General features: G+C 69.1%; 19 protein-coding genes. 10 read left to right on the forward strand and 9 right to left on the reverse strand.

Annotation, left to right across the window (positions count from 1 at the left end; genetic code table 11):
• Positions 1-322: 322 nt before the first annotated feature.
• Together ACZ66S_RS34655 and ACZ66S_RS34660 are read left to right on the forward strand one after the other, a co-directional pair.
• Complete coding sequence (locus ACZ66S_RS34655; RefSeq protein WP_469905522.1) at positions 323-1,228, forward strand: hypothetical protein; 906 nt, start codon at positions 323-325, stop codon at positions 1,226-1,228.
• Positions 1,229-1,265: 37 nt separating this feature from the next.
• Positions 1,266-1,781: a hypothetical protein gene (locus ACZ66S_RS34660; protein WP_469905523.1), complete on the forward strand. Its 516-nt coding sequence runs from the start codon at positions 1,266-1,268 to the stop codon at positions 1,779-1,781.
• Between the two features lie 165 nt (positions 1,782-1,946).
• On the opposite strand, the gene ACZ66S_RS34665 is transcribed toward ACZ66S_RS34660, so the two are convergent.
• Positions 1,947-2,999, reverse strand: a complete 1,053-nt coding sequence (locus tag ACZ66S_RS34665; RefSeq protein ID WP_469905524.1) for an ArsR/SmtB family transcription factor — start codon at positions 2,997-2,999, stop codon at positions 1,947-1,949.
• A 176-nt stretch (positions 3,000-3,175) separates the two neighbouring features.
• On the opposite strand from ACZ66S_RS34665, the gene ACZ66S_RS34670 reads away from it, so the two are divergent.
• Both ACZ66S_RS34670 and ACZ66S_RS34675 read left to right on the forward strand, forming a co-directional pair.
• Complete coding sequence (locus tag ACZ66S_RS34670; RefSeq protein WP_469905525.1) at positions 3,176-4,117, forward strand: LysR family transcriptional regulator; 942 nt, start codon at positions 3,176-3,178, stop codon at positions 4,115-4,117.
• 164 nt (positions 4,118-4,281) lie between these two features.
• Positions 4,282-5,097, forward strand: a complete 816-nt coding sequence (locus ACZ66S_RS34675; RefSeq protein WP_469905623.1) for a class I SAM-dependent methyltransferase — start codon at positions 4,282-4,284, stop codon at positions 5,095-5,097.
• A gap of 203 nt (positions 5,098-5,300) precedes the next feature.
• Here the strand turns inward: ACZ66S_RS34675 and ACZ66S_RS34680 are convergent, their stop codons facing one another.
• Positions 5,301-7,442 (reverse strand): discoidin domain-containing protein, encoded by a 2,142-nt coding sequence (locus ACZ66S_RS34680; RefSeq protein WP_469905526.1) that lies wholly within the window; start codon positions 7,440-7,442, stop codon positions 5,301-5,303.
• A gap of 282 nt (positions 7,443-7,724) precedes the next feature.
• Between ACZ66S_RS34680 and ACZ66S_RS34685 the strand changes: the two genes are divergently transcribed.
• The 3 genes from ACZ66S_RS34685 (at position 7,725) to ACZ66S_RS34695 (ending at position 10,269) form a co-directional block, all read left to right on the forward strand.
• On the forward strand, positions 7,725-9,080 hold the full coding sequence (locus ACZ66S_RS34685; RefSeq protein WP_469905527.1) for a beta-1,3-glucanase family protein: 1,356 nt from the start codon (positions 7,725-7,727) through the stop codon (positions 9,078-9,080).
• A 311-nt stretch (positions 9,081-9,391) separates the two neighbouring features.
• On the forward strand, positions 9,392-9,823 hold the full coding sequence (locus tag ACZ66S_RS34690; RefSeq protein WP_469905528.1) for an ATP-binding protein: 432 nt from the start codon (positions 9,392-9,394) through the stop codon (positions 9,821-9,823).
• 185 nt (positions 9,824-10,008) lie between these two features.
• Complete coding sequence (locus ACZ66S_RS34695) at positions 10,009-10,269, forward strand: hypothetical protein (protein WP_469905529.1); 261 nt, start codon at positions 10,009-10,011, stop codon at positions 10,267-10,269.
• Here ACZ66S_RS34695 and ACZ66S_RS34700 read toward each other — a convergent pair.
• The 7 genes from ACZ66S_RS34700 to ACZ66S_RS34730 form a co-directional block, all read right to left on the reverse strand.
• Positions 10,266-10,829, reverse strand: a complete 564-nt coding sequence (locus ACZ66S_RS34700; protein WP_469905530.1) for a dihydrofolate reductase family protein — start codon at positions 10,827-10,829, stop codon at positions 10,266-10,268. The two genes, ACZ66S_RS34695 and ACZ66S_RS34700, sit on opposite strands and share 4 nt — an antisense overlap.
• A 138-nt stretch (positions 10,830-10,967) precedes the next feature.
• Entirely contained in the window at positions 10,968-11,573 is a 606-nt protein-coding gene (locus ACZ66S_RS34705; RefSeq protein ID WP_469905531.1) for a hypothetical protein, read from the reverse strand.
• Between the two features lie 95 nt (positions 11,574-11,668).
• Positions 11,669-11,992 (reverse strand): ArsR/SmtB family transcription factor, encoded by a 324-nt coding sequence (locus tag ACZ66S_RS34710; protein WP_469905532.1) that lies wholly within the window; start codon positions 11,990-11,992, stop codon positions 11,669-11,671.
• 221 nt (positions 11,993-12,213) lie between these two features.
• Positions 12,214-12,627 carry a VOC family protein gene (locus ACZ66S_RS34715; RefSeq protein ID WP_469905533.1) on the reverse strand — a complete coding sequence of 138 codons (414 nt, stop codon included), beginning with the start codon at positions 12,625-12,627 and terminating at the stop codon, positions 12,214-12,216.
• Positions 12,624-13,208 (reverse strand): dihydrofolate reductase family protein, encoded by a 585-nt coding sequence (locus ACZ66S_RS34720; protein WP_469905534.1) that lies wholly within the window; start codon positions 13,206-13,208, stop codon positions 12,624-12,626. Before ACZ66S_RS34720 ends, ACZ66S_RS34715 begins: the two co-directional genes overlap by 4 nt.
• Before the next feature lie 441 nt (positions 13,209-13,649).
• A complete protein-coding gene (locus ACZ66S_RS34725) occupies positions 13,650-14,846 on the reverse strand; it encodes an NAD(P)/FAD-dependent oxidoreductase (protein ID WP_469905535.1) in 1,197 nt (398 codons plus the stop codon).
• Positions 14,847-14,960: 114 nt separating this feature from the next.
• A complete protein-coding gene (locus ACZ66S_RS34730; protein WP_469905536.1) occupies positions 14,961-15,908 on the reverse strand; it encodes an RNA polymerase sigma-70 factor in 948 nt (315 codons plus the stop codon).
• 516 nt (positions 15,909-16,424) lie between these two features.
• On the opposite strand from ACZ66S_RS34730, the gene ACZ66S_RS34735 reads away from it, so the two are divergent.
• The 3 genes from ACZ66S_RS34735 (at position 16,425) to ACZ66S_RS34745 (ending at position 18,118) form a co-directional block, all read left to right on the forward strand.
• The gene (locus ACZ66S_RS34735) at positions 16,425-17,030 is read left to right on the forward strand and encodes a dihydrofolate reductase family protein (RefSeq protein WP_469905537.1); all 606 of its coding nucleotides are present in this window, start codon (positions 16,425-16,427) and stop codon (positions 17,028-17,030) included.
• Positions 17,031-17,297: 267 nt separating this feature from the next.
• Complete coding sequence (locus ACZ66S_RS34740) at positions 17,298-17,765, forward strand: SRPBCC domain-containing protein (protein ID WP_469905538.1); 468 nt, start codon at positions 17,298-17,300, stop codon at positions 17,763-17,765.
• Positions 17,762-18,118, forward strand: coding sequence for an ArsR/SmtB family transcription factor (locus ACZ66S_RS34745; protein ID WP_469905539.1), 357 nt, complete (start codon positions 17,762-17,764; stop codon positions 18,116-18,118). The genes ACZ66S_RS34740 and ACZ66S_RS34745 overlap by 4 nt, the downstream gene beginning before the upstream one ends.
• Positions 18,119-18,128 lie beyond the last annotated feature (10 nt).

Consider the following 18,128-nt stretch of genomic DNA (forward strand, 5'->3'; position numbering starts at 1 on the left):
CGGTGCCACGTCGGCACGGGTTCACACCCCCACACTGCCAGCACGTCTTACCGGTGTGTCCACCGCCGGCAAGCCCTCCGCCTGGCCTCCCCTTTTCGGCTGTCGCCGAAAGGTGTTGGTCAGCCTTCCTGACCGCGGACACCCTTGTGACGCGCAGCGCCGGTGACGTCACACCGTCTTCTTCGCGTCCCATCTCGTCCCGTCTCGTCCCGTCCCACAGGAGCAGGTCCGCACCCGAGTCGACCGCAGATGGACAACCACTGGCCGCCGACACCCGTCGGCAGCCGCACAGAAACCCCGCCCCCCCAGACGAGAGGACGTCATGCGCAAGGCTGTGATCGGCCTGTTCCTCGTGTCGGCCGCTGTTACCGGCTGTGCCGGCACCGAGGAGACCCCACGTCACACGGTGGGCCTGCCGGCCACCGAGACCGCTCCCCTGACGGACGCCGAACAACTGCGGATCTCGGACGCCCAGCAACGGCTGATCGGCACGTGCATGAGAAGCCAGGGTTTCAGGTTCTGGGAGGCCGAGCGGCTCAGCCTGGCGGAGAGCCGCACGCTGGGCTACGTACTGGACGACGTCGACTGGGCCCGCGAGTACGGCTACGGCAGCCGCCTCCGGGCCAAGGACGCCGCCACCCGCGCCGCCAACCCCAACCTCGCCTACCGCAAGACCCTGTCCGTAGAACGGCGCCAGGCCTACGACAAGGCGCTGGACGGCGGGCTCGACGTGCCCGTGATCTCCGTCGACATCCCCGGCGGCGGGACCGTGAGCAAGCAGATGGGCGGCTGTGTGGCCGACTCCGAGAAGAAGCTGTACGGGGATCCCCGTACATGGTTCCGCGCCGAGAAGACCTCCGGGCACCTGCGGTCGCTCTACGTCCCCAAGGTGCTGGCCGACCAGCGCTTCTCGGCAGCCCAGGACGCCTGGTCGCACTGCATGAAGAAGGCGGGCTACGACTACAAGGACCCCGGGGCCGCCCGCCAGGCGGCGACCGCGCGGTCCGACCGAGCGGCGGAGCCCAAGGTCTTCGAGGCCGAGCGGAAGCTCGCCGTGGCCGACGCGACCTGCGTCCGGAACACCGACCTCCGCTCCATCGGCGAGGAGCGCGAGCGCCACTACGTCGCCCAGCTACGCGACCGCTACGGCGACGCCCTCGACACGTACTTCCGGTTGCAGCACCAGGCACTGGACCGCGCCAGGAAGATCGTCGGCCCTCGGGTCTGACCACCCCTCACCTCCACGGCCCGACCGTGGGAACCACATGCCTCACTCAGAGGCGGACATCAAGGAGTACGTCATGCGCAGATCAGGAACAGCCGCCCTCGTCGTCGCCCTGGCCGGCCTCGGGCTCATGGCACCGGCCACCTCCGCCTCGGCGGGGACGCAGGACTACGTCTGCGGAAGCAAGTGGCCGGGCCGCGACGGTTACGTACGGGCCTGGCAGGACTACGGCTGTGACGGCGGGTTCCTCGGCCAGGACCAGGGAGACGACCGCTTCTGGGGCGACGACGCCGGCGGGTTCCAGGGACTGTCCCAGATACTGGCGTCCTCGGTGATGAACAGCGGGTTCATCGGCGGCAGGGATGTCGTCGCCTTCTACGCCGAGAAGGACTACCAGTACGCGAAGGGCTACGTCTGCCTCGCTCCGGGTGAGAGGTGGGCCGACAACCTCACGGACAACTACTTCGCCAACACCGGGCAGGTCGTGAACGACCACATCCGGTCCCACCGTTGGGTCACCGCCTCCGAGTGCGGTTCAGGAAGCTGGCTGACCTGACCGACCCGGCGCATCCGTCCGCTGAGCCCACCGCCCGCCGGCTGCGGTGGGCTCAGCGGATCAGTCATGTGGTGCAACTAATCTTGGAACAAGGGAAGTTGTTCGCGCCGCGAGGCCGTGACCATAAGCGGGGGCTGCTGTCATCAGGGCCTTGGTATCGCACCTTCACCGCCGAAGCGCCGGGCTCAGGAGTGAGGGGCCGTCCAGGCCGGCCGATCGTTGCGTCGGCAGATCGCCGCTGAGCAGTGCGGCACCCAACGGGGTGAGGCTGTGCACGACATGGGTGCCGTCGCGCCGGCTGTCCGCGAGGTCCACCTCCCGCAGTGCGGCGACGTGTTCGCTCGCCGACGGGGCCGAGATGCCCAGGCGCCGGGCGATCTCACTGGTGGTCGCGGTGGTGTCCAGGCAGGCGAGTACCCGGGAGCGGGTACGGCCGATCAAGGTGGCCAGTGCCTCGGGGCGCCGGTCGCGGGTGACCTCCGGCGCCCAGGTCGCGGGATGGGCGACGGGGTAGGCGAGGACCTGCGGCAGGGTGGGGTCGGCCAGCGCGATGGGCGTGTTCCAGCAGAAGTGCGAGGGGATCAGCCGTACGCCCCGTCCGCCGAGGTGCAGATCGCGGTCCTCCGGATAGCGCACGTGCAGCACGGGCGGCCGCCAGACCATCAGCGGGCGGAAGGAGTCCAGCAGTCCGTGGACTCCGCGATCGCGCAGGGTGCGCGTCCGCAGGGCCCGGTCGGCTTCGGTGGTCCTGGCCGTCCCGGCCCAGTCCGGCGTCACGATCGTACGGTGCACCGACCGGAACGCCGTCGCGACCTCGTCCATCAACGTCCGTTCCCCAGCGCCGAGTTCGTGCGCCCAGCGCGGCAGTCTGTGGAGGCCCGCCATGCGGTCCACTTCCCGCCGCAGCCGTGACCTCGGGGTGGCGCGCAGTTCCTCCACCGCTGCCTCCAGGCCGTCGGCCGAGGCGCCGGGTGTCAGGAAATCGGGCCAGTAACTCGCGGACGCCGGGGCTAGGACGGAGAGCATTCTCGCCGGTCCTGCCAGTCCCTTCGCGACCAGCCCGGCCCGCGCGGTGCGCCGCCAGTGCGCGAAGACGGGCAGGCCCCGCCTCGGTTCGCTCATGTGGTGCAGGCTCAGCAGCGTCTCCCACACCGGGTCCGGTTCACGAGCCAGATGTACGCGTGCCAGGTCCGCCGCCGTGAAGTGAATGCGCAGCACTGTTTCTCCCCCGATTGCCAATTGCTCCCGCCGACCGTGCCGGTGGTCATTCCGGCGGAGCGGCGGCGGTTTCCCAGGGTGGCATGGAGAAGATCCGTCCAATGCGGCGCGAGCGATGAGAATATGGGCTCGATCGATGCAGGGGCCGCTATGGCCGCAGGTTAAGGACGTGCGCGGTGCCTGATCCGGAGGGAACGGCGGAGCCGAGCCTGCATCAGCTACGGCTCTTCCTGGCGCTGAGCGAGGAGTTGCACTTCGGTCGGGCCGCCGCGCGGTTGCACATCACCCAGCCGACGCTGAGCCGCCAGATCCAGGACCTGGAGAAGCGGCTGGGTGTACCGCTGTTCTCCCGCGACAGCCGTAGCGTCACCCTCACCGACGCGGGCCGTTCCCTGGCCGAGGAGGCGCGGGCGACGGTGGAGGCGATGAGCCGACTGCGGGGTCGCGCCGGCCAGTGGGCCCGCACCCTCTCCGCGCATGTGGTGGTGGGCACGGTCGGCGCCGAGGCCGCCATGCCCTACACCCACGCGGTCCTGGAGCACCTTCGCGTCCTGCATCCGGCACTCACCGTAGAGATCCGCACCCTCGGCTTCGCCGAGCATCTGGTCCGGTTGCTCTCCGGCGACATCGACGTCGCCTTCCTCCGGCCCCCTGTGCCCGCAGGTGTCGAACTGCTGGAACTGGCCACCGAGCCGCGCATCGCCTGCCTGCCCGCCGACGACCCGCTGACACAACGGTCCGAGATCTCCCTCGCCGACCTCAGCGACCGGGTCTTCGTGGACGTCCCTCCCGAAGTGCCCCGTGTCTGGTGGGACTTCTGGGCGGTGGACCCGCGCCCGGACGGCAGACGAGTGCGCTACGGCCCCGTCGTGTCCGACATGGAGGGACTGCTGCACACGGTAGCCACGGGACAGGGCATGTGCTTCCTGCCCGCCGCGGCCCGGCACCTCTTCCCCCGCCCAGGCGTGCGCTACGTCGACGTGGTGGACCTGTCCCCCACCGTGTCCGCCCTCGGCTGGCCGGCCGAACACCGCGACCGCCCGGCCATACGGGCCGTACGCGAGGCCGCAACCGCCGCGATGGCGGCGGCCCGTGGGGGCCCGACTTCATCCCCGTAGTGGCTTGCTCCGAGAGCACCGGGCGGCGCAGAAGGCGGCCCCCGGCTGCTTTCGAGAAGGGCCCCGGCACCAACCACCCACGCGAGGCCTCTCACCGGGCCCTGGAATCGGGCATCTAGGCTGGCGCGGTGGCTGATGAGCAGGAGCCGGTGCGGCCGTCGGGAGTGTGGGCCACTGCGGTGGGGGTGGCCAGAGTCCGGGCTCTGGAGACCGAGCGGGAGAACGCGCTGTTCCGCGACCCCCTGGCACAGGCCTTCGCCCGCGCCGGCGGACTGTGGCCCTCCTCGCCGACGTCGCCCGATGACGAGGCAGCGCGACGCCGCCGGCTGGCCGTGTCGTTCTCCATCGTCATCAGGACGAAGTTCCTAGACGACCTTCTGCGGCAGGCCTCCGCGGCCGGGGTCCGGCAGGTCGTACTGCTCGGTGCCGGCATGGACAGCCGGGCCTTCCGGATGGACTGGCCCGAGGGGACCCGGCTGTTCGAGGTCGACACCGCCGCCCCGTTGGAGTTCAAGGCTTCGGTGCTGCGCCAGGAGCGAGCCGCCGCGCGCTGCGAACGGATCACCGTCGCGGTGGATCTGCGTGGGGACTGGCCGGTCGCGTTGGCCGCCGCCGGGCACGACCCGACCGCGCCGACCGCGTGGATCGCCGAGGGACTGCTGATTTACCTGCCAGAGGACGCCGTAGAGCTGCTTCTGGGCCGGATCGGCGCGCAGTCGGCGGCAGGGAGCCGGATGGGGCTGACATTGAGCTCGCGGGGCGTGATCGAGCGCTTCGGCGCGGACGCCGTGCCGGGATCAGCGGCGTCCCTGTGGATCTCGGAGATGCCCGACGACCCGGTGGGCTGGCTGGCCCGGCACGGCTGGGAGGCCGACAGCCACACCCTGCGCGAGTGTGCTGCCGCCTACGGCCGCCCGATCAGCACCCCACCCCGGCGCGAGGAGCGCCCGGGCGGACTGATCTCGGCGGTCCGCCGGTGAAGCTCCAGGCCAGTGTCTGCGGCCGGCGAGGGGCCTGCCCCGGACCTACGAGCAACCGCTCTACGCACCCGTGACTTGGTTGGTTGGCGGTCCAGTGACTTCGAAGCGGACCGGCGGGGTTGTGGAGCGAATGCCGCCGGCCCGCCACCAAAGCCTTGGGTTCAGGCTTCGATGGCGGGCCGGCAGTGGCACGCTCGCGTCGGTTACGGGAACAGCGTGATCTTGGAAGGCACCGTGTCCGTTCCGGACGTGGGCGCCCCGGTGTCGTTGATGACGTGGGCGTACTGGCCCTTGCCGCCCAGCGAGATCACCAGCACGTCATGCATCTTGATGCCGGATTTGACAGGGACCTGGAAGCCGTGGTGCTGCACGATGGACGGGTCCGAGGTGTAGTTGCAGTAACTGCCCAGCCCCCATGCCTCGTGCTGCGTCACCGTGTCGGCGACCTTGTAGGCCGCGTAGCCGACGATGCCGTCGTGGGAGATGGCGGCGGCGTTCGGGGCGTCGTACGCCTTCTCGTTCTGGAAGAAGATCGTGCGGCCGCGTTCACCGCTCCACAGCACGTCGTACTTGTTGAAGTGTTCGACGAAGAGCCCGGTGGCCAGGACGTCGTCGCCGTTGACCTTCAGCCCGTAGTCGGCCCGGTTGCTGTCCCAGCCGACGCCGTCACCGTGGTCGGCGCGCCAGAGCCAGGTGTGGTCGATGACCACGTCGTCGCTGTTGACGACGACGGAGTTGGTCGCGAGCCCGGGGCCCGCCCCGCCGATCCGGACGAAGACGTCCTGCATGGTGGTGGGGTCGGCCGAGTGGTCGGCGGAGGCGCCGGGCTCACCGATCCGCAGCAGCGTGTCGGAGTTGGTGCGACCGGCGTCGATGAGGAAACCGGCGAGGCGTACGCCGTTGACGTCGGCCACGTGCATGGCGTCGACGCCGTTGTCCGGCACGATCGTGGCCAGGCCCAGTCCGAGCACCACCGTGCCGGGCCGCGTCACGTCGATGGTCCGGTCGAGGTGGTAAACGCCGGGCGTGAACAGCAGGTTGAGGCCCTGGGCCAGCGCCTGGTTGATGGTGGCGGCGGTGGCGCCGGGCTTGACGACGTAGAACTGGTCGAGCGGGAGCGAGGTCCCCGCGTTCGCCGGCCAGGACACGCCCCGCGCGTTGGTGCGCTTGGCGGGCACGAACACCTTGTAGGTGTTGCCGTCGAGGTAGAGGAACGGCTTCTCGCGGGAGACGGGCGTCGTGTCGAGCGTGGTGTACGGGCCCGAGTCGAAGTTGGTGGCGGGCGCGCCCTGCACTCCGGTGAACGTCATGTTCCACACGCCGTTGGTCCAGCCGCCGACGGAACTGTCGCGGGTGTACCACTGCTGCTGGGAGTACGGGCCGACCGTGCCGTCGATCTTCGAGTCGGCGATGTAGCCGCCGGAGGCCCAACCGTAGCCGTTCGGCGCCAGGTTGAGGCCGCCCTGGATGTGCATACGGCGGAACGGCGCGGCCTGTGCCACGGCCCAGCGGTCGGTGCCGTTGGACGGCCTGATGGCGAGGTTCTCCGCCGAACGCCAGAAGTTCTGGGTGGCGTTGCCGTTGAACCAGCCCGCGTCGACGGTGACGTCACCGTTGATCTGGGTGTCGTCGGGGTTCAGCCCGAGGCCCGAGATCGAGGTGTAGAAGCCGAGTTGGGCGTTGATGCCGTTGTACGTGCCCGGCTTGAGCAGGAACTGGTAGCGCCCTGAGCCGAACTGCGCCGACTCCTGCTGGGCGAAGACCTGGTCGAACTTCTGCTGAAGGTTGGGGGTGGACGGGTCGACGACGATCACGTTCGGGCCGAGGTCGCCGCCGCCCTGGATCGGTCCGCTGCCGCCGCCCGTGGTGCCGAAGACCTGGAACTCCCATGCGGAGTAGCCCCATTGGGTGGCGCGGTGGACGCCCTGGAGCCGTACGTACCGGCCTTGACCGGAGACGGCGAGGGTGTCGATTCCGCCGTCTCCGCCGGTGACCGAGCGCAGGTCGGTCCACGAGCCGCCGTCGTTCGAGGCCTGGATCTTGTAGTCCTTGCCGTACGCGCCCTCCCAGTTGATGACGACCTGGCTGATGGAGGCGGTGGACCCGAGGTCGACCTGCAACCACTGGTCGTCGGAGAAGCCCGAGGACCACCGGGTGCCGGTGTTGCCGTCCACGGCGGCGCTCGCGGGAGTGCCGGCGTTCTCGGTGCTGGAGGACGTGGCCGTCTTGCCCTGGGACAGGTTCGTGTCGGCGGACGCGGCTGCCGCCGCCGGGAGTTGGGTGGTGGGCAGGGTGATCAGCGCTGCCGTGGCGGCCAGCGCGACACCCAGGGATCTGAGTCTCATGAGGGTTCCTGCGGGTGCGTCGGGAAGGTGCGGGGAGCGCGTCGGCGGCAGGGGCCTGGGACTTGGTGCGTTCGCCGCGGCGGCGCTTAGTTCACGTCTTGATTTAACTCATGAGTTGCAAGTGGCGGCAAGCCTTCGGAAGTTGAAATCTTTGCGGCTCAACTCCCGCCGAATCCCTTGACATCTTGATGACATGCCCTCAACACTCCTGGGCGAGAGAGCGCTCTCACGTCTGCTGTCGCTCCATCCCCCCGCATGCCGTACCGGCTTGAGGAGACCCCCATGCAGAGGATCGTCGGCACCCCCACCGCCAGACCCCCGTCCGACATCGCGCGCTCCCGCGCGGCGCTCGTCCTGGTCGTCGCCCTGATCGCCGCCTTCTTCGCCGTCCTGGCACCCGCGCCCGCGCACGCCGCGGACCAACTCCTGTCCCAGGGACGGCCGGTCACCGCCTCGTCCACCGAGAACGCCGGCACTCCCGCGAGCGCGGCCGTGGACGGCAACACCGGCACCCGCTGGTCCTCCGCCTTCTCCGACCCGCAATGGATACGGGTCGACCTCGGCTCCGTCCAGCAGCTCAGCCGCGTCAGTCTCAACTGGGAGGCCGCCTACGCGACCGCCTTCCAGATCCAGACCTCCACCGACGCCAACACCTGGACGACCGTCCACTCCACCACGACGGCCACCGGTGGCACCCAGAACATCACCGTCTCCGGCAGCGGCCGCTACGTCCGCCTCTACGGCACCGCGCGCGCCACCCCGTACGGCTACTCACTGTGGGAGTTCCAGGTCTACGGGCCCGGCGGCACCACCCCGCCGGACGACTTCTGGGGCAGCACCAGCGACATACCCCCGGCGAGCAACGCCGTCGAGGTGAAGATCCTCAACCGCACCAACGGCAAGTACCCCGACAGCCAGGTGTACTGGAGCTTCAACGGCCAGACGCACTCCATCGCCGAGCAGCCCTACCTCGACATGCCCGCCAACTCCGCGGGCCGCATGTACTTCTACCTCGGCTCACCGAACGGTCCCTACTACGACTTCATCGAGTTCACCGTCGGCAACAACGTCTTCAACGGCAACACCACCCGGGTCGACGCCTTCGGATTGAAGCTCGCCATGCGTCTGCACTCCAAGGACGGCTACGACGTCGAGGTCGGCGAGAACCGGCAGACCTTCGCCGAGGACCGCGCCACCACCTTCCAGCGCTTCACGGCGGCCGTTCCGGACCAGTTCAAGGTGCTGGCCCAGACCCAGGCCCCGTACCGGATCATCGCGCCCGGCAGCGACCCGAGCTTCCGCGCCGGCGGCGCCAACGCCAACTACTTCACCTCCTACGCCCAGTCCGTGGGCGTGAGCGCGGCCACCTCCGACATCTTCGGCTGCGCCGCCTCCCTCGCGAACAACCCCGACATGTGCGCCGCCCTCAACCGCCACGTGGCCACCCTGCCGGCCTCCCAGCAGTCCGACCCGGCACAGTTCTACAAGGCGGCACCGGCGAACTACTACGCCAAGTTCTGGCACGACAACGCCATCAACCGCCTCGCCTACGGATTCCCCTACGACGACGTGGCGGGCCAGTCCTCCTTCATCTCCCACGGCGACCCGCAGTGGCTCCTGGTGGCTGTGGGCTGGTAGCCGCTCAACACAGTTCACTGGCTGCGCAGTTGCCTCCGCTTCAGAGGACTGAGCCCCTCTGAAGCGGAGGCAAGCGACTCTCATCCCGGCCGACCAGAGCGGCGTGGGTCCGGTTATCGGCTCGAACGGCGGCGGGCCTGTGCTACGTCACGAGCTCTGCTGGGTTGACCCACCGGACACGGACGGCGTCGCCGGGTTTCCTGCATTCGATCACGTCCGCAGAAAAGTCGGCGTCATGCCTGTTGTGGCAGGGCCCGGGTACACGGTGCGTGCATGTGCCGTTTGGTGGGTCTAGGAGAGGAAGTCGGACAGTGGCGGTGAAGGCGATGGGGTGGGCGCACTCGTTCCCCATGTCCGAAGGAGTGCGCGTCGGTCGGGAGTGGACGCGCAAGCGTCTTGAGTCCCTGCCTTGGACCGCTGCCGAACCGGACACGGTGGACGCCATCGTGCTGGCGGTGTCCGAGTTGATCACCAATGCGCACGTCCACGCGCACAGCGACGCTCACCTGGTCCTCACCTGGGACGGTGACTGCCTACAGGTGAGCGTTCACGACGAGGACCCCTCTCTGCCGCGGCAGCGCGAACCGGATCAGGGCGCGACATCCGGCCGCGGCGTGTCCATCGTGCGCAAGCTCGCCGATGAGTGGGGAACGAGGTGCCAGCGGCACGGCAAGACGGTGACGGCATGCTTCCGTCCCGCCGACCCGGCTGCCGCCACCGGCCTTACAGATGACCGAAGTTGAGATCCACTCACCGGTGAAGCCCACTGTGGAGGACAGGCGTCATGAATCTGGCACGCGGATCAAGCGCTGACCCGTACGCCTGGCTCTGGGTCCTTGGTGCTCTCGCACTGTACGCACTGATCAGCTACGCGCTGACATACCGTGCTCGCGTCCGGCGCGGTTCCGTGCATCCAGCTCGTGACGCCGTGCACGATCTCAAGGACCGCGAGGACCCCCAACCGCCCAAGCAGCGCTTCGTCAGCCGCGTGCTCATGCTGGGCGGCGCAGGACTCACCGGTCTGGCCGCCGCCATGACCAGCGGGTCCCTACGGATCGTCGCTGTGGGAATCACGGCTGCCGTAGCCGTGTCGGTGTGGGCGTACTACGACTACCGCACCGAGAGGCGGGCTTCGCGCGGCGGTGGCGCGGAGGCTGGGCGTGCCGAGGATCCGGCAAGGCGGCACTAGCGCCTCGTCTCGTACCTGGTCAGGAGTACTCCGTCGGGAAACGTCCGGGTCTCCACCAGGCGCAGGTTCACCCAGTTGTCCAGGGCTGTGAAGAACGGTGTGCCGCCGCCCACGAGGACCGGGTGGGTGACGATCGCGTACTCGTCGATCAGCCCGGCCCGCATGGCCGCCGCGGCGAGCGTGGCACCGCCGATGTCCATGGGGCCGCCGTCGTCGGCCTTCAGCCGGGTGATCTCGGTGACCGCGTCGCCGGTGACCAGGCGGGCGTTCCAGTCGACCTTGTCGATCGTCGAGGAGAACACCACCTTCGGCATATCCCGCCAGCGGCCGGCGAACTCGATCGCCGCCGGTGTGGCATCGGGTTTCGTGTCGGCGGTCGGCCAGTGGGAGCTCATCCCCTCCCACAACCTGCGCCCGTACAACGCCAGTCCCGTCGCGGCCACCCGGTCGGACCACCACTGGAACAGCTCGTCGTTCGACACACCCCAGCCCAGGTCGTCGCCGGGCGCGGCGATGTAACCGTCCAGGCTCATGTTCATGCCGAAGGTCAGTTTCCGCACAGTCAGCCTCCTGTGAGTCGGTCTTCGGCGTACAGACCAGCACGGCGCGCGAAAATCATCGGTCGGGCCACGCCGAAGGGCCTTTCAGGAGCAGATCGCGGATGGGTCCGAATCTGCCTGCTCGACCTGGCCTTCGAGTCAGCGTCGATACATCCGCCACATCGCAAGTTCCTTGTCGTGCGCGCGGAGACGCGCGACCGCCTCCGCCGGGGTGCGCTGCTCGGTGAGCTCGTAGAAGAAGTACAACGGGGCGAACATGCCGGCATAGCCGAACGGGGCGCCGCGAGGGGCGATGTAGGTATCGGCGCCTGCGTCGAGGAAGGCGTCGGCGAGGCCAGGGTCCCCTGTGTCGCAGCCGGTGACGAGCATGACGCTGCCCGGCAGTCGGAAGTGCCGGCGTACTTGGTCCGGTCCGACGGGCCCGTTGAACGGCTGGAACCTGGCCAGTTCTTCGGCTACCTCTTCCAGCAGGATGCGTCCCTCGTCGCCGTGGCAGGACATGATCACGTACGGTGCGATCGGTCTGGTGCCGTCCAGTGCGGCCACCAGATGACGGGGCTGACCGACCCGCAGATGGTTCACCTGGATCCCGAAGACTTCGAGCCCGTCACGCAACGCATGCGCGAACCCGCTCTCGATGTCGATCAGGTCCACCTCGGTCCAGGCCAGCCGACCGGCCTGGACCTCACGTATGCGCGACGGTCGCTGCGTCGCCAGCCACTCCTCTTCTTCTTCGTTCGTCACTGGGCCACGATGACACGCCCACAGGCGCTGCCGATGTTCTCCGACGGCAGGGACGACCGAACGTGGAACGCCAGGGCGTCTATACGTGATCGAATTCAGGGTGTCTGCTGGTCCGCGGTCACTACAGCCTCGATCAAGCCGGGGAACCGACTGTCGAGGTCCTTCTTGCGGAGGCGCATGTAGAGACGGTTCCCGGCGTCGCGCTGACGGACCAGGCCCGCCTCACGCAGCACCCGCCAATGATGGGTGCGGCTCGACTTGCTGACCGGCAGCTCGAAGGAGGCGCAGAGTCTCTCCTCGTCCGGCTGTGCGGCCAGTTCGGCGATGACCCGACGGCGGTTGTCGTCGGCGAGCGCCAAGAGGATCGGCCCGATCTGCAGATCGTCCACACCGGGGTGCGGCAACTCGTCCGACGCCATCGCTCCACCTCTCGACAAGGTACGGCCACTGACGTACCTTCCATGGAGGTACGCCGCTAGACGTACCTTACCTCTGGAGGGGTCATGTCCACACCTGTGCCCTCGTGCCGACGAGCCCTGTCGCACCTTGGCCGGTTACTGCGGAAGTTGCTGCTCACCGAGCACTCGCCTTTCATCACCCTCTGACCCCTTTCCCTCCCGCTTCGCAGAGCGGGGCCGTCTCAGGCGAAGTCGGCTGCGGTGAGGCCGTCGGCATGTCCGCTCGGCCACTCCACCAGCTCGATGCGGTAACCGTCCGGGTCGGTGAGCCACGACGTCCGGGGGCCTTGCGGGCCACCCGGGTACTGGACGGGTTCGGGTGTCAGGCCGGCTTCGGTCAGCGCCCCGACCGTGTCGGCGAGGTCGTCCACCTGGATCGCGAGGTGGTCGAACCCGTTGCCCACGTCGACCGGTCCGTCGCCAGGACGGTGGACCAGTTCCAGTGAGGCCGCCGGTTCGTCGGGGAACTTGAGGATCGCGAGGCGAGTTCCCTCGCCGCTCTCGACTCTGCCGAGTTCGGCGTAGCCCAGGGCGGTGTAGAAGCCGAGCGAGCGGTCGAGATCGGTGACGCGGTAGCCGACGAAGAGTGTCTTCACGCGGCCTCCTCGGTCCGGTGCACCCGGTAGCGCAGATGCGTCACGTCCCGGTCCTCGAGCCGTCGTACGAGGTCGAGTTCGATGTGCTCGCCACCCAGGTGGTCGAACAGCCGTCGGCCGGCTCCGAGGAGGACCGGCACCAGGTGGATCTCCATCTCGTCCAACTGCCCGGCCCGCAGCAGGGCTTGGGCTGCCTGCGCCCCGTGGACCATGACCGCCCGGTCCCCCGCGGCCGCGCGGGCCTGACGGGCACAGTCCTCGACGTCGGTGACGAAACGTGCGTGGCCGGGCGGTACGTCATCGTCGTCGACCTGGTGCGTGAGGACGAAGATCGGTACACCGTCATGGTGGTCGCCCTGCCAGCGCCCGGCGAGTTCGAAGGTCCGACGACCGGAGATCAACGCGCCGGTCGCCAGCGCCTCGCGGTACACCTGGCCGCTGGGGCCGTCGGACTCCCGGTCGTCGAGCCAGTTGAAGAGCCGTCCACCGTCGCGTCCGAGCTCCTGCCCCGGCCGGTCGTCCGGTCCGGCGATGAAGCCGTCGAGCGACATCGACATGTACAGCCGAATCGGATTGCTCATCCTGGTCTCCCTTTCTCGACCGTGACCGCGCGATCCGGCCCTTCCCGATCCGCCGACGGTGCGGTCTTGTCACAGGAAGGACTTCGAGCGACCGACAAACTCATCGGCAGACTCGACCCGACACGCCGTCCGCTCCCGGGTTGCAGTCGGCAGGGGTCATGACCGCCCGCGCACCTGCGGAAACTGTCCCTGGCCGTGCTCGCTGTCCAGCAGCTCAGGCCCAGGGCGGAGCAGTGACGGCAGGGCGGGTGCACCCCCGCGGACCGCTGCGGGAAAAGGTGGCCCCAGCCGCGGCCCCAGCCCTGGCCTCCACCGGCCACGATGCCGTCGTAGCACTCGCGTCCCTACGACGGCCCCGTCAGCAATGCGGTGGCCGCGCGCGGCACAGTGGACGCCGAAGCCGTCCGGATCTTTCGTGCCGCGCACAGCGCACCGCGTACCTCACGCCACCACCCGTGTCGTCTCCTCCGCCGCCTGGCGGCTCGCCACCACCCGCCGGCGCCGTACCGGGATGCCCAGCGTCGGATTGGCGACGCCCCAGGCCGCGCCCTTGCAGACCAGCTCCTTGTAGCGAGCCGCGAAGCGGCCCGTCAGGGCCCGGTCCACGGCACGGTCGTCGGCGGTGACGAACTGGATCAGCCCCTCCGTGCGACCGAGCGAGATGCACTGGTTGAAGTAGCGCAGCGGCGCGTTCGGCAGCTTGCCGTCGGTGAGGCGAGCCGCTATGGAGTCGGCGGCCTGCCAGGCCATCGGGGTGCCCGACGCGCAGGACATGCGCAGCGGCTTGTCACCGACGCCCAGGGCGTGGCCGGCGTCCCCGATCGCGTACACGTCCGGGTGCGACACGGAACGCATGGTGCCGTCGACCACGATGCGGCCGTCGTCCGCGAGTTCGAGGCTGGTGGACGCGGCCAGGGGGTGCGCCGCGAAGCCGGTCGTCCAGACGGTAACGGTGGCCGGGAGGGTACGGCCGTCCGCGGTCATGACCTTGTCCGCCTCGACCGCGGTCACCGTGGCGTTCTCGTGCACGGTGATGCCGAGCCTGTCGACGACCTTGCGCAGGTGCGTACGGCCCTTCGGGGAGAGCCAGTCGCCCAGCTCGGCGCGTGCGGCAATGGCGATGTCGAGGTCCGGGCGGGCCTCGGCCACCTCCGTCACGAACTCAAGGCCGGTCAGGCCGCCCCCCACGACGAGGACCGTCTCGCCCTCGGCCATCGAGGCCAGCCGCTCACGCAACCGGAGCGCGCCGGGTCGGCTCGCGATCTGGTGGGCGTGCTCGGTGACGCCGGGGACGCCGTGGTCGTTCCCGGCGCTGCCGAGGGCGTAGACGAGGGTGTCGTACGACAGTTCCGCCGTGCCCTCCGTGCTGTCCACCGTGACCGACTTGCCGTCCACGTCGATCGAGATGACCTTGGCGAGCTTCACCTCGACGCCGGTGCCGGCGAACACTTCGTCCAGCGGGCGGGGCTTGAGGTCCTGGCCCACGGCCAGTTGGTGCATCCGGACCCGCTCGACGAAGTCGGGCTCGGCGTTGACGAGGGTGATGGTGACGTCCTCACGGCGCAGCCGCTTGGCGAGGCGGCCTGCCGCGATCGTTCCGGAGTAGCCGGCGCCGAGGACGATGATCCGGTGCTTCATTCGCTTGCTCCTGTCCACACGGGTCCGGTGCCTTCTGGCCCGGTCACGCCCCTTGAACCGGGCAACCCGTGGATCCCTGACAGAAGTGGAGAGTGACCTGCGTCACACGCCGGATCAGAGGGCTCCGGTCACGACCGGAGGACCGAAATCGCCCGCCGCCCACCGCTGTGTCGCGCGCTCCAGCTTGTCCGGGTTGACCTGGCTGCGCACCGCGACGACGCCTTCGTCCGTGCGCTCCAGGCACATGACACCGAAGACGCGTCCGTCGACCACCGCGACGACCGCGGGGCCGCCGTTGGCCGTGGTGGCGTAGAGATCGGGGGAGCCTCCGACCACCTGCCGCTTGGACGGGGCCGGCTTGAACAGACCGCGCAGGAACTTGGCCACCGCGAGGGCGCCCTGGACGGCACTGGCCCGGGCCGGCACCTTCCCGCCGCCGTCACCGACCACGATGGCGTCCGTGGTGAGCAACTTGATCAGGGGCTCGGTCTCCCCGCTGGTCGCCGCGGCGAGGAACTCCTCGACGACGCGGCGCGCGGCCGCCTGGTCGATCTCGGCCCGGGCCCTGCCCTGTGCCACGTGCTTCTTCGCGCGGTGGAAGATCTGCTGGCTGGCCGCCTCGGTGAGATCCAGCATCCCGGCGATCTCCCGGTGGGAGTACGCGAACGCCTCGCGCAGCACGTACACCGCGCGCTCGTTCGGCGAGAGCCGCTCCAGCAGCACCATCACGGCGTACGACACCGACTCGCGCTGCTCGGCCGTCTCCGCCGGACCCAGCATCGGGTCCCCTTCGAGAAGCGGTTCCGGCAGCCACTGGCCGACGTAGGTCTCCCGGCGTACTCGACCCGACGAGAGCTGGTTGAGGCAGAGGTTGGTGAGCACCTTGGTCAGCCAGGCCTCCGGCACCTCGATATGTGCGATGTCGGCGCCCTGCCAACGCAGAAAGGTCTCCTGCACGATGTCCTGCGCCTCACTCGACGAGCCGAGCATCCGGTAGGCGATTGCCTCGAGACGCGGCCTGGCCGCTTCGAACCGGTCTACGTCGCTCAGAGTCAGGGCCATGCGTTCGATCTTATCGAGGGGCGGGTGGGTTCACGGCGACAGTGTCGGAGGGTGCGACGGGCGGCAGGGCGCGGGGTCACGCACGCCGGCACACAGCCATGACGTCAGACCGTTGCCGTCAGGTCGGCACGATCCACGGATTGCTGATGGGACGATCTGCTCGTTTCTGGGGCGCCCTCTCGACGGCGTGGTCCGTGGTGGATGCCGTGTTGGGCGCAGGGATGCGCTACGAGGGCCGGTCGGCCTGTGGGTGCGACAAGGAGCCCAAGTACCGCCCACGGACACGTGCGGAACTGCGTGCACACCAAATCGCCGTCGCAAGGGACGGGGCGGCTTCGCAGTCCCGGATCGCATAGATCCCGTCGGAGTCTCGGCCACACAGAAGGAGTGTCGCTCCGTCGACCCGATCGGCTCCCCCGTCATGGTTTTCCTCATTGCTCCACAGCGCGCCGATGAGTTTGTGGCTCCCGGTCGGTCCAAGCTCATGACGCCCTGGCACTAGGAAAGGACACCGTCATGTCGGAGCTTCTCGTCGACTTCATCACCTCCCTCGACGGCTACGCGTCCGGAGAGGGATGGCCCGGGTTCTGGGGCCTCGAAGGCCCGGAGTACCTCGCATGGCTCGGTGAGCAGCCCAAGGTCACCTACCTGATGGGAACGAACACCTACCGTCTGATGTCGGGCTTCGCCGCGGGTGAGATCCCCGGTGGTCAGGACGAGTTCCGGCCTGAGGAGGAGGCGTCCGTCGACGAGCTCACGCAAGCCTCCAAGGTGGTGTTCTCCTCCTCGCTCAAGGAGCCGCTGACGTGGGCCAACTCCACCCTCGTCCGTGACGACGCCGTCGAGGCGGTCCGCGCCATGAAGGCCAGCGAGTCGGGGCTCCTCAGCACGATCGGCAGCCTCAGCCTGAGCCGGTCCCTGCTGCGAGCCGGACTCGTCGACCGCTTCCGGGTCGTGATGTTCCCGGTGATCACCGGCGCCACGGGTCAGGAACGCATCTACGACGGCTATCCGGACGTCGCCCTCGAGATGACCGAGCATCGCACCTTCGACGGCCGCATCCAGCTCGTCGAGTACAAGCCCCGCGTGCTCGAACACCCGCCGCTCGGCACCCCTGCGTGACGTCGCGCCCGTCGGCGCCGTTCCGGACAGCCGCCAGCCCCCCGCCGACTCTCCGGAACGGTCGCGGCGCGGCTGTCACCTGCCCAACCGCTCCCGCACCCCTCTCTCACCGGTCCAGCGTCACCGCACCTGCCGTCGGCCGTCCGCCACGCCCCTGGAACGACCAGTCGCCGAGTCGGCCCACATGTTCACGCAACTTAAGGTTGCACATCGCGTAGCCAGCCGCTAGATTGATGTGCAACCAAACGTTGCGGAAGGCGCGCGAACATGGAATACGGAACACTCCAGCGGGAGATCCACATCGACGCCTCACCCGAGGTCGTCTTCGACGTCGTGAGCAGTCCCGAGCACCTGCGCGAGTGGTGGCCGGACGAGGCGGAGTTCCCGGTGACGCCGGGGGGATCGGGACGGATCGGCTTCGGCGACTGCTCGCAGGGCGGCGGCACCTGGGTGCAGTTCACGGTCGTCGACGCCGTACCGCCGCGGCTCTTCTCCTTCCGGTGGACCCACGAGGAAGGCGAGCCGGCCGCCCCCGGCAACTCCAACCTGGTCGTCTTCGAGCTCGAAGCCGCCGGAACAGGGACGCTCCTGCGGATGACCGAGAGCGGCTTCCGCGAGCGCGGCTGGGACGAGGCGAAGATCGCCGCCAAGTACGCCGAACACGTCACCGGCTGGGACTTCTACCTGCCGCGACTGCCGGCGTACGCCGCGAAGGTCGGAGCTGCACAGGCATGATGGTGGACGACGACCTCTGGTCGGCGGTCGGCGACCCGACCCGGCGCCGCATGCTCGACCTGTTGCTCAGCGACGGCAGCGGCACGGCGACCAGCCTCAGCGAGCGGCTGCCGGTGACCCGTCAGGCGGTGGCGAAACACCTCGTCGTCCTCGACCGGGTCGGCCTGGTGCACGCCACCACCGCCGGCCGCGAGAGACACTTCCGCGTCGACGAGGCCCAACTGGCCCGCGCCATCACGCAACTTGCCGATGTCGGCGCCGCCTGGGACTCCCGTCTCCAGCGCATCAAGCGCATCGCCGAGACGATCCAGCGCGGCAAGGACACGGAGAACGAGACCGACAGCGAACAGTAGAGAGGAACAC

The sequence above is a fragment of the Streptomyces sp. NPDC107471 genome (genome assembly GCF_055582845.1).